Below are 14,626 nucleotides of genomic sequence, written 5' to 3' on the forward strand. Positions count from 1 at the left end.
AGATTTTTGACTCGCGAGGTGGCTGGGCAATAACGCCTGGGCTTTGTTGCAAAACCGACCAGACACGGTCTTTCCAAGTTCCGAACGGGTGGTCTCCTTCGGGCTTATGCAGTCGCTTGGAAAGATTCCTTGGAAGCTTTTTCTATTTTCAAACGATCCTTTTCCCATTCAAGATAAGAGGAAAAGACAGAATCAGAATGAACCTAGGAATCCTAATTCCTAAAGATTGAATTTTAACAAAACTTCCGAAATTTTGGAACTAATTCCTGTCATGCGAAGAGAGTTTGCAGACATCGTCTCCGATTGTTCCGAAAGAATTTGAGAACCATTGGAAATGTTAATCGTCATGTTGGAAAGTTCAAATGTAGCTCTTTTTTGTTCTTCTGTGGATTGTTGGATGGATTCCACAAGAGATGTGATTTCTTCGATTTCTCCATAGATTTTATCCGTTTTCGTTTTTTGATCCTGGATGAGGGGAACAATTTCTCTGGCCTTTTCAAAAATAACGGAAACTTCTCTAATGATCTCACGTAAAAGATCAATGAGTTTTGTTACTTGTGAGCCTCCATTTTGAATGGATTCCAAAGCCTCTTCTGATAGGGTATTGATCTGCGAAACAGACTCCGCTGCTTGGGAAGCAAGTTTAGAAATTTCTTCCGCCACCACGGCAAATCCACGACCCGATTCGCCCGCACGTGCCGCTTCGATAGCTGCATTTAACGCAAGTAAGCTTGTTTTTTCTGATATGTTTGAAATTACCTCAGAAAATTCGGTAATGGCAAGTGACTTCTCTTGGATTTCCTCAATGGCCTTGGAAGTGAGTCCCGCCATAGTCCTTCCTTCTTCTGCTTTTTGATTGGCAAGGACGGCAATTTGTCCAAAAGATTCTACTTCTGTTGTGATATTTTTTACCAGTGATTGAATTGATTGCAGTGAATGATGAATGGATTTAGAATTGTCCACTGCTTGCACCACATTGGCATTGATGGTTTCGGAAGAAGCATTTAGTTCTTCTACAGTAGCACTTGCTTCTTCCGAAGAAGCGGCTTGGCTTTGTGCTAAATCAGAAAGTTCGATGATGGTGTTTTCCATAAATTTAGAACTTTCCGTTAGTTCGAACCCAGAGGTTTGGGCAACACTTAAGATATGGCGAATGCTTTCAATCATTGCTACTACAGCTTCTACTAGATTTCCAATTTCATCTTTCTGATTGTCGCTGATTTCTTTGGAAAGATTCCCACTGGCTGCATCTTTAGTAAATGCAATCAATCTTTGAAGCCTACTATCTACAAGTTTACGAAAGATAATAACATTGGCTAATGTAGAGAATAAAATTCCTGTAATTCCAAGCCCTAGTGCAATCCAAAATATAAACTGGATTTCGTTTGTAATTTTTCCTTGTGGATATGAAACTCGCAGTGTCCAAGGTGCTGTGTTTTCTACAAGTTGGATGGGCAAACTAACATGGAAGTAGTCGGAATCCGAATAAATCTGCCTTTGGTTGGAAGACATTGCTAAATTGATATAAAGATCATCTTTGTCTACCCAATGTACGTCTTTGGTTTCAGGACTCAGTCCATTAAAAAGCACATACCCGTTACTTGCCACGAGAGTAATTTTTACTGTTCCTTCCAAAATTTTTAAATTTTGAAGATAGGTTCGAATGGTTTCTAGGGAAAGGTCGGCACCTGCAATTCCCACAAAATTTTGGTTACGGAAAATGGGATATACAAGAGAAATCATGGTCACTTCTTTCCCATCCACTTTATAATCAAAGGGAGGAATGAGTTCGACTTTTTTGTTTTTTTTGGGTAGTTGGTAAAAATCAGATTCGGGGAGATCAAAACCAACAACAGGTTCGATAATGATTTTCCCATTGGATTTTACAGAATAGGGGATGAACCTACCAGTCCCATCGTGAAAATTCGCATTACGATAGTTAGAGTCTTTTCCGTCAAAAGAATTGGGTTCAAATACAACATAGGTTCCCAAAATGGATTCATTGGAAGCCGTCATCACATTTAGAATTTTAAAAACCCGATCCCTATCTAATAAATTTGGTTCCTGTAAAATTTGTTTGAGAAGGTAGGCTTCGTTTAAAGGTCCAGAAAGATAATCTGCAACATCTAAAGAAATTTTATCAGCTAAAACAGAGATGTTTTCTAATGCATTTTCTTTTGCATTTTTGTATATGACATAAGAGATAAGGGTAAGTATAACTCCTAATGAAAAAAGCGTAATGACTGATGTACCTATGGCTAACTTCTGTTTGATGTTCATTCTATTGGACATTCTTTCCTAAGTGAATTGTTACCATAAGGAGCTTCCGTTGATTCCTCAACTCATTTCCTATAAGATGGAGAGTTTTTCTGGGTATTGGCTAAGGCCTAATAGATTTTCGTCGGTATCTAAAAAGTAAGCTGTATAATCTGTTTTGTTCTGGATTTTGATTTGGCTCAGAAACTGAATCCATTTCGATTTTTCTTTTTCATCCATAGCAAAAACAAGTGCACGAGGGGACTTTTTTTCCCCTTCTTCTAACATAAGAATGACTTGTTCAAACTGTATCCAAACGGAACGCAAAACCCCCGATGGATAATGGAATTCTTGGATTTTTTTAGCACCAGGAATCTGGAGATAAAACTCTGCTAAATTGGAAGGGTTCGGCGTACCGATGGCAATGTGGTGGATCATTTTTTTCTTTTCAAATCCCTTTATAAAAAAGAAGTTATCATGAAATCTATGTATCGGAGTTTTTCATGAAAAAATCCCTCATTCTGGCGCTCGCTCTCGGGCTTTTCTTGGCTAATTGTAAATCCAAAGTGTATACCCAAGAAGAGTGTGAGTCGGCTCTCGCTAGCACATTCACGCAAATTGAAGAAGAAGCTAAAAAGAATCCAGCAGCAGCACCAGTTCTCGCAGGATTGCAACAAGGTAAACAAAAAATGATCGATCAGTGTATGGAAGGAAAATTTGATCCAAACTGTTTGAAAAATGCTCCAGGTTTCGCTGGCATTATGGGTTGTGTAAAAAAATAATTCTACAAATCCTACCGGGAGTTCGCATTCCCGGTTTTTGAACCCTCTTCTAAACTTTCAAACCCCCCTGGTTCCTTGTAACATCCATGAGTCCGATAGGGCCCATCTTCAAAAAAACGAATCTCCTGAGCATACCGTTTTCCTTCTCGTAAACATTGTTTGCAAATAAAAGGTCGAATTGCCCAGTCTTCACATTCTTCTGGTCGGAAGGCCGGAAAAACACGGAGTAAAGGTTTGGAAATTTCTTCTGTTGGATCGGCCGTAAGCACAAATCCAAAAAACAGAAATACTCCCAAAATCAAAGTTAGTTTCATTCAATAAAACTATCGGGATTTCTTTGCGATTTCAGGATGGGTTTAGTGAAAGAAAATACAAGTTCAGAATGGAAAGGGGTAGTGCTTGTTCTTGTGGGAGCACTTTTATTTAGCGCGAAAGCTGTTGTTGTTAAGTTAACCTATCAATATGAAATTTCGGCGATTGGATCTCTATTTTTTCGGATGGTTTTTGCATTCCCATTTTTAGCTTGGATGGCGTGGAAGGCAGAAAAAGAAGAAGGGAAAACCCCTCTTACTAAAAAAGATGTGATCAGTGTCATCTTTATGGGAGTTGTTGGTTATTACTTAGCTAGCCTTTTTGATTTTTTGGGACTCAAATACATCAGTGCTGGTCTTGAACGTATCATACTTTTTATTTATCCCACGCTTGTAGTGCTTTTATCATTTTTATTTTTAAAGAAAAAAATCCACATGAGGGAAGTGTTTTCTCTGGTTTTGACTTATACCGGAGTTTTTTTGGCGTATGGGCAGGATGTCCAGTTAGGTTCCGCTAAAGATGTAAGTTTGGGCGCTTTTTTTATTTTACTTTCGGCTCTTACTTATGCTATCTATTTGATGGGAAGTGGTTCCATCATCCCAAAGTTAGGCGCAAGAAAATTTACTGCTTGGGCATTAATCATATCTTCGTTTGCAGTTTACATTCATTTTGCAATTTTCGGTTCTTATTCAGAACTCTTTCAGCCCCTTTCTTTTTATGCACTTGCTTTTGTTATGGGCACAGTGAACACAGTGGTCCCTGCTGTTTTTGTTTCTGAGGGCATCAAACGAGTTGGCAGCAAAACAGCTGCTATTGTAGGGTCTGTTGGACCAATGTCGACTCTTTTCTTGGCTTATTGGTTTTTAGATGAACCAATTACTATCGTACATAGCATTGGTACTTTATTTGTGCTGACTGGCGTTTTTTGGATTAGTAATGCAAAAAAAGCAAAAGAAGTGTCTGTTTAAGGTAGAATTTTTCTTTCCAATTGTTACAACCAGTAGAGAATTAAGGATCTATATGAAATTGCGAAAACTGCTACTCTTATTAGTATTTGTCACAACAGTATCTCAAAGTGAACTGTATGCACAATTTACTTGTGAAGGATCGGCCTGTAGTTTTTTACCATCTACACTTACAGAAGCAGGGAATGGCTCCCTTAAAAAGTTTGAAACGGGATACTTAAACGAAGTCCTCAAAACCAATTTAGAAGCTGGTTTTTTAGCCAATATTGGTGCCAACAATATTGGAACTGGTACTGTCCGCAGAATCCAATTTGGTGTCAGCGCTTCTGCTGCTGGTTACAAAAAAGATGACATCCAAATCCAAGATGCTTATATAAAATACCCAAAACTTCCAAACGTCGGTGGTGCCGTCATCCCGTCTTTTCATTTGGATTTTAATCCTGGTTGGTTACTCGGAACTTCAGAAGATGGATACATTCGCCGGATTGGAATTTTCCTTCACGGTATGAACGTTGCTGTTACAGAAGACCAAATTCAGGCAGCTTCCAATAATAAAAATTATGAAGGTAGGATCGCCGTACGCTCGTATGGTGGTATGGTTCGTTACCAATTGGTAGAGAAAGAAGGTTTTTTAATGAACCTGATCACGTGGAATGGAATCAATGTGGGTGTAGGGCATCATGTGATGGAACAAAACATGAGCCTTAGTTACCAAGAGGGTAAAGCTGCCCAAATTGAATTCCAAGGTGTAAAAGGAAAATGGGGTGGAGATACCAATTTTGTTTTTAATACAAAAGTCCAAACCACGAACGTAGATTTACGAACGGGTCTTGGAGTTTTCTGGATTGCCAATGTGATTGTCGGTGGGGGTTATAGTTGGAACTCTGGGAGTAACTCTGCCTCTCTCTCCAGACGAGGCCCATTTCTTGTCACTTTAAATGACTCGCTTCCCATGGAAATTCCCCGCGAATACCAAGCAGCAATAGACAAAGAACTTCTTGCTCAAAATCCAAATGCCACTCTTGGATTTCGTGCCGGAGGCGAATCCCATTCTAAAAGGGGGATTGGCTACGGAATCGTTGGTTTGGAGTTGGATCTTTTCTTAGTGAAGGTCATTGCCGAAGGGTTGTATGGGGGTAAGGATCTTTACTCCGCCAACTTGGGAGTCAAACTCTCCTTTTAGGAAATCTTCGGGGATATCCATAAAACCTTGCCGTACGGATCGCGGAATTTAGCTTACGTATTAGGTCTAAGTTTCAATGAAATTATACAAACGATACGCTCGCGCATTCACTCTCGCCTCCCAAGTTTTCTCCTTGGGAATCGTGGTTCCGATTGGAATCGCTCTCATTCTTTTTTACGTCGATTTAAGTCCCACTCAGGTTAAAACTTTTATTGGTGCGACCATTGCCGCAGGACTAACCAGTCTTATCCTTCCTGCTTTTATTTTCCCTAAAAAACTAAAAGCCATCCAACAAGGACTAGTTGAACTCGAGTCCCAAACAGAAAAGAAATCCGAAACCTATGTTGCTGTTTGGGATTTAATTGCAAAAATGCCTGTGGTGGGAACTGTCGTTGGCAGTGCGCAGTGGATTATGGCTTTTCCGATTGTAATCGGACCAATGCTTTATCTTCCTGAAACCAGTAAGTCAGATTCCTTTTATATTGTTTGTGTTCTTATCCTCACGGCTCTTCTCAATGTTTTGTTTTCTTTTATCCTTTTAGAAAAAGCATCCCATTTGGTTTTGGAAGATGAACTCCTCCAATCGGAATTAAAAGAAAGAATAACTCCCTATTATCGAAATTTACGAAATACTGTTCCCATTATGTTTTCAATTATGGTGATGGTGCTTTCTATTTTTCTTTTGATTTTTGCCTTCAATACGAATGCGAAATCTTTGGAAAAAGCATTTTCAAATCAGTTATACAACTTCAATCAAAGTAATGAAGCAGGGATTCATGTTTATTTTGAATCTGTAGAAACCAATTTAAAAGGATTGGTAGCTTTGCCTGTGGTCAAAACTGCATTAGAAACGAAAAACTATAAACTCGCAGAGTCAGCACTTTCGAAGGTTTTGGATGATTCTCAATTACTAATAGAAAATGCTTTTATTGCTTCATTTGATGAAGGGGTTCCGATTGTTGCTTCTGGTCTTCCAAATGGTGCTAGTGTAGGATATTCTTTAGCTTCCAATCCAGAAGTTTTAGAAAATATAAAAGCGGCCAAAGAAGGAAAACTCCATGTAGGAGTCGCAGTAAAATCTCCGATTAACGGAAGTATTGTGATCATGGTTACAAGTCCTGTCAAAAATGCGACTGGGACGGTTATTGGATTGGCTGGTATGCCTTTTCTTGTGGGAAAGGCTATGGAATCCTTCCTGAAAAATGTAAAAATTGGAAACACGGGATATTCGTTTCTTTTGGACAAACAATCCACCATGGTTTATCATCCCAACCCAAAATATTTAATGCATAGTTTTAAAAACTCTGAATTTGAGGAACTTGCCAAAAATGCTGGGGAATTAGACTCTTTTCGTAATCCTTGGGAAGGATCTACTTTCGTATTACGAAGAAAGGTGAGTGAAAAATATGGCCTTCAATTCTTTTCAACAATTGATTTAAAAGAAATCGAAGTGGAAAGTTTGTCTTCTCTTCGTGGCCTAACAATTATTAGTCTTGTGGGCGCTGTGTTCATTGCCATTGCTATTTATTCATTGTTTACAGCTCGTTTCAAACCAATGAAAACCATTGGGAAAATTCTACAAGATATTGAAATTGGTGACCTTCGTCATAATGCCAAAATGGAATCTTCCGATGAATTTGCGAGACTTGCCCGTGGTCTCAATGCTACTTTAAAACAAATTTCGGAAGTAGTGGGATCCAATCAGGCATTTTCAGAAGATTTAGCATCATCCGCAGAACAGATGTCCGCATCACTCAATATGTTGTCATCCAATGCACAAACACAAGCCGCTTCTGCTGAAGAAATTTCCGCTTCTATAGAAGAGATTTCCGCAGCCGTACAAAACGTAGATGCACAAGCAGAAGACCAATTCCGAAAAGTAGATTTTTTGAAACTAAAAATGGCTGAGCTTTCTAGTTTGATTGAAGCAACGGGTAGACAAGTGGGAAAGGCATCAAAGGATGTAACACTTATCTCGGAAGAAGCAAGGTCTGGTCAGGCCTCACTGGATTCCATGAGAAATTCCATTACCAAAATCAGCAATAGCTCTGAAGAAATTGGAAGTGTCATTGAAATCATCAATAATATCTCCGAACAAATCAACTTACTTGCGTTAAACGCTGCAATTGAAGCCGCCAGAGCTGGTGTTTATGGAAGGGGATTTGCCGTGGTTGCGGATGAAATTGGCAAGTTAGCCGAAAAAACGGCAAGTTCGATCAATGACATTGGGGAACTCATCCAAGCCAATGAAAAGGAAATTGAAAGTGGTCGCGAGAACATTGAAACCACCATCTCTCTCATCCAAAGAATCATCCAAGGTGTCAGTTCCTTCAATGAAATGACAGATACGATTGAAACGAGCACGAAAGAACAACTCATCATCAACCAGAAAGTGGGAGAAGAAGTGGATAAGGTGAACCAAATCAGTCAGGCCATCCGTCTTTCTATGGAAGAGCAGAAAAATGCGATTGGGGAAGTGGCTCAGGCCATTTTTAGTATCAACGATTTGACTCAAGGGACGGCTGCCGGGCTTGAGGAGATGACAGCCACCTCCAATGGAATCGCGAATTTGGCTGAAACGCTCAAAAGAAAGATCAATTTCTTCAAAATTTCCTGATCCTTCGCCTGTCTTACGAAAGATAGGCCGAAAATTCGCTTGCCGGAATCTACATATCAAGATTTCTTGATATGTAGATATCTTGGATATGGCGATCGAAACTCTCTCCCAATCTAGGCCTTTCGGCCACTTGCTTGCCGCAACTAAGGCCATTTCCGATGAAACTAGGATTCGGATCCTGCATATCCTTAGTTTTGGGGCTTTTTCTGTGAATGAGGTGGTGGAAATTCTCGGAATGGGCCAATCTCGGATCTCTCGCCATTTGAAGATTTTAACTGAGGCCGGCCTCATTGGGTCACGCCGCGAAGGGAGTCTTGTTTATAGTTTCCTTCCCGAGGAAGAAGAGTCCGATCTTAAATTTCCTTTAGAACTCACCACACTTTTGTTATCTTATAAAGAAGACCTTCCCGCAAGAGAAAGAGACCAAAGAATGGTCCACCAAATTCTCGAAACCAGAGAAAGGAAATCAAAGTCCTTCTTTGATGGAGTGGCAGAAAGTTGGGAAAAATTACAAGAAGAGACACTCCATCCCAAACTGTATCGATCTTGGATTTTACAAGAACTCCCTACCTGCGAAAATATTTTGGACTTGGGTTGTGGCCCTGGGGGTCTCATTCCCTTTCTTCTCAATAAAGCCAAACATGTTACGGGAGTAGATAACTCCTCTAAAATGATTGAAAATGCTTCGTCTCATTATGGGAAAAATCCAAGTGTTAGTCTCATCCAAACACCTATGGAACATTTGCCATTAACCACTAACTCTTGTGATGCGGTTGTGGCTTCCATGGTGATGCACCATGTCTCTCATCCGCCTACTGTACTCGAAGAAGTAGCGAGGGTATTAAAACCAGGTGGAGTTTTGTGTATTGTAGATTTAGCAAAACACAATGCAGAGTTTATGCGGGATAATTTTGCGGATCTTTGGCTTGGGTTTGAACCAGAGTTATTTGAGTCATGGTTGTCCAATGCAGGTTTTCGCGTAGGGTCGATGAATGAGATCCAAACAGAATCAAGTTTTAAAATTTTAACTATCAAAGCAACAAAGGAAGAAGGAGGACACTATGTCCACAGCAACTGAAACAAAATCGGAACGATTGCCATTTAAAGTGAAGGATATCTCTCTTGCAGAATGGGGAAGAGAAGAGATCATTTTGGCAGAAAAAGAAATGCCGGGCCTTATGGCTCTTCGTAAAGAATTCGGAACTTCTAAGCCACTCAAAGGCGCTAGAATTTGTGGATCTCTTCACATGACAATCCAAACAGCGGTTCTAATTGAAACCTTAGCTGCATTAGGTGCTGACATTCGTTGGTCCTCTTGTAACATTTTTTCAACACAAGATCACGCAGCAGCAGCCATTGCAAAGGCTGGAATTCCAGTATTTGCATGGAAAGGGGAATCAGAAGAAGAATACTGGTGGTGTATTGAACAAACACTATTTTTTGAAGGTGGAAAAGGACCAAACATGATCCTTGATGACGGTCATGATCTAACTCATTACATTCACGAAAAATACCCGCAACTCTTAACAGAGATCAAAGGAGTTTCGGAAGAAACAACTACAGGTGTAATTGCACTTCATAAAAAATTGAAAGCGGGAACTTTAAAAATCCCTGCAATCAACGTAAACGATTCAGTAACAAAATCAAAATTTGATAACCTTTACGGTTGCCGTGAATCACTTGCTGACGGAATCAAACGTGCAACAGACGTAATGCTTGCTGGTAAAGTAGCACTTGTTTGTGGATACGGTGACGTTGGAAAAGGTTCTGCTGCATCACTTCGTAACTTTGGTGCACGAGTGATTGTCACTGAAATCGATCCAATTTGTGCTCTTCAAGCCGTTATGGAAGGATACCAAGTTCTTCGCGTAGAGGATGTAATCGAAAATGCGGACATCATTGTGACTGCAACTGGAAACGATGATATCATTTCACTTGAACATATGAAAGCGATGAAAGATGGTGCGATCCTTTGTAACATTGGTCACTTTGATACAGAAATTCAAATGTCTCGTTTGAATTCAGAAAAAGATGTGATCAAAAAAGAAATCAAACCACAGGTTGATAAATATACTTTCCCTAACGGAAGATCGATCATCGTTCTTGCAGAAGGACGTTTAGTAAACCTTGGTTGTGCAACTGGTCACCCATCATTTGTAATGTCAAGTTCTTTTACGAACCAAGTTTTGGCTCAAATCGAACTTTACACAACTAAATACGAGTTAGGTGTTTATCGCCTTCCAAAACATTTAGATGAAAAAGTGGCAGCACTTCACTTGGAGCAGTTGGGAGTTCGTTTAACAAAACTATCTCAAAAACAAGCTGATTATATCAGTGTTCCACTCGAAGGTCCTTACAAACCAGACCACTACCGATACTAAAAAAATCGCCCTTTTTGATAAAATTCAAGAAGGGCAATGGAGTTTCTCATGGCTTATGTTGTAACTGAAATTTGCGTTGATTGTAAATACACAAGTTGTGCAGCAGTTTGTCCGGTGGAAGCTTTTCATGAAGCTCCGGACACTCTCTACATCGATCCGGACACTTGTATTGATTGTAATGCTTGTCAATATGAATGCCCGATTGATGCGATTTTTCCTGACTATGATGTTCCGGAAAAACACAAACCTTCAATTGAAGTCAATGCAAAAGAAGCAACCAAATACCCGGTCATTGTAACCACAAAACCACCTCTCAAAGGTGCAAAGTGTTCGGACTCGAGTAAATAAATGATTTTTAGGGTGTGTGGCTTCCTCGGCCATATGCCCTTTCCCTATATACTAATATAATTATGAAATTTGAATATACCAATCCTTCTTCTAAATCCCTTTTGAAATTAATAAACGAGAGGATTCTCGTCTTAGACGGTGCTATGGGTACTATGATCCAACGATATTCTTTGGAAGAGGACGATTTCCGTGGAGATCGTTTTAAGGATTGGCCTTGTTCCATCAAAGGGAATAACGATGTTCTCGCGATCACTCGTCCGGATATCATAGAAGCCGTCCACTTGGAATATTTAGAGGCGGGAGCTGACATTCTTGAAACCAATACGTTTAGTTCCAACATTGTTTCCCAAGCGGACTACAAAATGGAATCGGCTGTTCGGGATTTAAACTTAGCTGCCGTCGCTTGTGCTAAAAATGCAGTGGCCAAATTCAAAGAAAAAACAGGGAAAACGGATGTGTTCATTGCCGGATCGATTGGTCCGACGGTAAAAACTGCTTCTCTTTCTCCCGATGTCAACAATCCAGCATTTCGTGCTGTCACCTTTGATGAGTTAGTTGATTGTTTTTATGAACAGGTATCGGCCCTTCTGGATGGAGGAGTGGATTTACTTTTACCAGAAACTAATATTGATACTTTGAATCTTAAGGCATGTATCTATGCGATTGAAAAAATATTTGAGGAACGCAAAATCCGTATCCCAGTGATTCTTTCTGTAACCATTACGGACGCTTCTGGTCGAACCCTTTCTGGCCAAACGGGAGAAGCTTTTTATGTTTCTATCAAACACGCAAAAGCATTAGCAGTGGGTATTAACTGTGCGTTAGGTGCCGGTGAGATGCGTCCTTATATCGAAGAACTTTCTCGTGTTGCCGATTCTTATGTGTCTTGTTATCCAAATGCGGGTCTTCCCAATGCCTTTGGTGGGTATGACCAAACTCCAGAAGAGTTTGGTGGTTGGATGAAAAATTTCGCCGAAGCAGGATTTCTCAATATCGTTGGTGGTTGTTGTGGGACAACTCCAGCACATATTCGGGCCGCCAAAGAAGCAGTCACAAACATTCCTCCTCGTCCTTTGAAGGAACAACCTAAACTGAGCACTTTTGCTGGTCTTGAACCTTTGAAACTGACCAAAGACCAAGGGTTCATCAATGTGGGAGAAAGAAACAACGTCACTGGATCTCCTAAATTCAAAAAACTCATCTTAGATGGAAATTTTGAAGAAGCCGTGCAAGTTGCCTTGCAACAAGTCCAAGCTGGTGCTAACGTTATCGATATCAACTTTGATGAAGCACTCCTAGATGGAGAGGCTTCTATGACTAAGTTTTTAAACTTAATCGCAGGGGAACCTGACATTGCACGGGTTCCGTTTATGGTGGATTCTTCCAAATGGTCGGTATTACTTGCGGGTTTGAAATGCATCCAAGGAAAACCCATTGTGAACTCCATCTCTTTGAAAGAAGGGGAAGAAGTTTTTTTAAGTCATGCTCGCACCATCCAAAGATTTGGAGCAGCTGCCATTGTGATGGCTTTCGACGAACAAGGGCAGGCGGCAACAAAAGAAGACAAAGTTCGAATTTGTAAACGAGCTTATGATCTTCTTGTTGAAAAGTTAGATTTTGATCCAACGGATATTATCTTTGATCCAAACATTCTAACTGTTGCTACAGGGATTGAAGAACATAATAACTATGCGATGGATTTTATTGAAGCCACTCGCGAAATCAAACAAATCTGTCCAGGTGCGAAAGTCTCTGGCGGACTCAGTAATATTTCCTTTTCCTTTCGTGGAAACAATCCAGTTCGTGAAGCCATGCACTCCGTATTTTTATACCATGCCATCCAAGCAGGTATGGACATGGCCATTGTGAATGCAGGGATGTTAGAAGTTTACGAACAAATTCCAAAAGATCTTTTAGAACTTGTGGAGGATGTCATTCTCAACCGTCGTCCTGATGCTACAGAACGTATGATCGAAGCTGCGGCTAGTTTCCACGGAGAAGCCAAAGTGCAGAAAAAAGACGATGCGTGGAGGAGTGGATCTGTAGAAGAGCGCCTAACGCACGCTTTAGTGAAAGGGATTGATGAATTTGTCACCCAAGATACAGAAGAAGCCCGCACAAGTTTTGCTAGACCTCTCGAAGTGATCGAAGGGCCACTGATGAACGGAATGAAGGTGGTAGGGGAACTATTCGGTGCCGGAAAGATGTTCCTTCCACAAGTGGTAAAAAGTGCACGAGTGATGAAAAAGGCCGTGGCTTACTTACTTCCTTTTATGGAAGAAGAAAAACGAAATCAAAAAGACGAAAGTAAACAAGCTAAATTCCTGATTGCAACGGTAAAGGGTGATGTTCACGATATCGGAAAAAATATTGTGGGTGTGGTTCTTGCATGTAACAACTACGAGGTGATTGACCTTGGAGTGATGGTCCCTTGCGAAAAGATTTTAGAAACGGCTAAAAAAGAGAAAGTGGCCGCTATTGGTCTTTCGGGTCTCATCACACCATCACTTGATGAAATGGTTTATGTAGCCAAAGAAATGGAACGCCAAGGATTCCAAGTCCCTCTCCTTATTGGTGGGGCAACCACATCGCCAGCGCATACTGCTGTTAAAATTGCCGAACAATATTCGAAACCAGTTCTTCATGTGATGGATGCTTCTCGTGTTGTGAATGTGATGAATAGTGCTCTCAACCCGCAGACTGCTGTGGATTATGCAAAACAAGTCATTGAAGAACAATCTAAAATTCGTGAAGAATTTTATTCCAGAGAGAATGAAAGAAACATCCTTCCTATCCAAGATGCAATTCAAAACAAATTCCATGCAGATTGGGATTCGTATACTCCGCCAAAACCAAGTTTTACGGGAGTTCAAAAAATTGAAGATGTGAGTTTGAAGGATTTACTCTCTTATATTGACTGGTCTCCTTTTTTCTTGGCTTGGGAATTAAAAGGTAGATACCCTCAAATCCTCAAAGACCCAGTGATTGGTAAAGAAGCTACATCCTTATACAATGATGCACAAATCATCTTAAAAGAGATGTTGGAAAATCCAAATCTCAAACCAAGAGCCGTTGTTGGAATGTTCCCTGCAGTGTCTCATGGGGAAGTGGTAGAAATTTTTGAAGATGATGGCAAAACCAAATCTTTGGGAACATACCCAATGTTACGCCAACAAACGGTTAAAATGACAAACCAACCAAACTACAGTTTGGCGGATTTTGTTGCACCAAAAGATAAGAATAAAAATGACTATATTGGATATTTTGCCGTAACGGCAGGTCATGGAATCGAAGAATTGGCAAGAACCTATGAAGCCAAACAAGATGATTACAATGCTATTTTGGTAAAAGCACTTGCTGACCGATTCGCAGAAGCCTTTGCGGAATACATGCACCATCGTATGCGAGAAGAATGGGGATTTGGAAGGACTGAAAATCTTTCGAGAGAAGATATGATCCGTGAAAAGTACCGTGGGATTCGTCCGGCTCCTGGGTATCCTGCTTGTCCAGACCATACTGAAAAAAAGAAAATTTGGAAACTTCTGGATGTGGAAAAAAATGCAGGCATCCAACTCACCGAATCCTGTGCGATGTGGCCTGCAAGTAGCGTGAGTGGGTATTATTTTTCCCACCCGGAATCTCGTTATTTTGCAATTGGTAAAATCAACGAAGACCAAGTGGTGAATTATTCAAAAGACAAGGAAATGGAAAAAGCAGAAGTGGAACGTTGGTTGTCACCAATTCTGAACTATGATCCTTCCCGTAAGTCTAAATCTTAAAGA

11 protein-coding genes are annotated in these 14,626 nt (G+C 40.4%); 8 read left to right on the forward strand and 3 right to left on the reverse strand.

Annotated features, from left to right (window positions below; all coding sequences use genetic code 11):
• Window positions 1-219: 219 nt before the first annotated feature.
• Together EHQ70_RS09205 and EHQ70_RS09210 are read right to left on the reverse strand one after the other, a co-directional pair.
• Window positions 220-2,280: a methyl-accepting chemotaxis protein gene (locus tag EHQ70_RS09205; RefSeq protein WP_135585690.1), complete on the reverse strand. Its 2,061-nt coding sequence runs from the start codon at window positions 2,278-2,280 to the stop codon at window positions 220-222.
• 69 nt (window positions 2,281-2,349) lie between these two features.
• Window positions 2,350-2,694, reverse strand: a complete 345-nt coding sequence (locus tag EHQ70_RS09210) for a VOC family protein (protein ID WP_135585692.1) — start codon at window positions 2,692-2,694, stop codon at window positions 2,350-2,352.
• A gap of 65 nt (window positions 2,695-2,759) precedes the next feature.
• Here EHQ70_RS09210 and EHQ70_RS09215 point away from each other — a divergent pair, with 65 nt between their 5' ends.
• The gene (locus EHQ70_RS09215) at window positions 2,760-3,038 is read left to right on the forward strand and encodes a TIGR04454 family lipoprotein (RefSeq protein ID WP_002975661.1); all 279 of its coding nucleotides are present in this window, start codon (window positions 2,760-2,762) and stop codon (window positions 3,036-3,038) included.
• Between the two features lie 11 nt (window positions 3,039-3,049).
• On the opposite strand, the gene EHQ70_RS09220 is transcribed toward EHQ70_RS09215, so the two are convergent.
• Window positions 3,050-3,352, reverse strand: a complete 303-nt coding sequence (locus EHQ70_RS09220; protein ID WP_135585694.1) for a hypothetical protein — start codon at window positions 3,350-3,352, stop codon at window positions 3,050-3,052.
• A 36-nt stretch (window positions 3,353-3,388) separates the two neighbouring features.
• Here EHQ70_RS09220 and EHQ70_RS09225 point away from each other — a divergent pair, with 36 nt between their 5' ends.
• From EHQ70_RS09225 to metH, 7 genes are all read left to right on the forward strand, one after another.
• Entirely contained in the window at window positions 3,389-4,318 is a 930-nt protein-coding gene (locus EHQ70_RS09225; RefSeq protein WP_244288278.1) for a DMT family transporter, read from the forward strand.
• Between the two features lie 52 nt (window positions 4,319-4,370).
• Window positions 4,371-5,498, forward strand: coding sequence for an Lsa36 family surface (lipo)protein (locus EHQ70_RS09230; protein WP_135585698.1), 1,128 nt, complete (start codon window positions 4,371-4,373; stop codon window positions 5,496-5,498).
• Window positions 5,499-5,574: 76 nt separating this feature from the next.
• The gene (locus EHQ70_RS09235; RefSeq protein WP_135585700.1) at window positions 5,575-8,115 is read left to right on the forward strand and encodes a methyl-accepting chemotaxis protein; all 2,541 of its coding nucleotides are present in this window, start codon (window positions 5,575-5,577) and stop codon (window positions 8,113-8,115) included.
• Window positions 8,116-8,203: 88 nt separating this feature from the next.
• On the forward strand, window positions 8,204-9,193 hold the full coding sequence (locus EHQ70_RS09240) for an ArsR/SmtB family transcription factor (protein ID WP_135585702.1): 990 nt from the start codon (window positions 8,204-8,206) through the stop codon (window positions 9,191-9,193).
• Window positions 9,177-10,496 (forward strand): adenosylhomocysteinase, encoded by a 1,320-nt coding sequence (gene ahcY / locus EHQ70_RS09245; protein ID WP_135585704.1) that lies wholly within the window; start codon window positions 9,177-9,179, stop codon window positions 10,494-10,496. The genes EHQ70_RS09240 and ahcY overlap by 17 nt, the downstream gene beginning before the upstream one ends.
• A gap of 48 nt (window positions 10,497-10,544) precedes the next feature.
• Window positions 10,545-10,844: a ferredoxin family protein gene (locus EHQ70_RS09250; protein WP_135586135.1), complete on the forward strand. Its 300-nt coding sequence runs from the start codon at window positions 10,545-10,547 to the stop codon at window positions 10,842-10,844.
• A gap of 62 nt (window positions 10,845-10,906) precedes the next feature.
• Window positions 10,907-14,623, forward strand: coding sequence for a methionine synthase (gene metH / locus EHQ70_RS09255; RefSeq protein ID WP_135585706.1), 3,717 nt, complete (start codon window positions 10,907-10,909; stop codon window positions 14,621-14,623).
• Window positions 14,624-14,626 lie beyond the last annotated feature (3 nt).

Origin of the sequence: Leptospira congkakensis, from assembly GCF_004770265.1 — a bacterium.
Lineage (GTDB): Bacteria > Spirochaetota > Leptospiria > Leptospirales > Leptospiraceae > Leptospira_A > Leptospira_A congkakensis.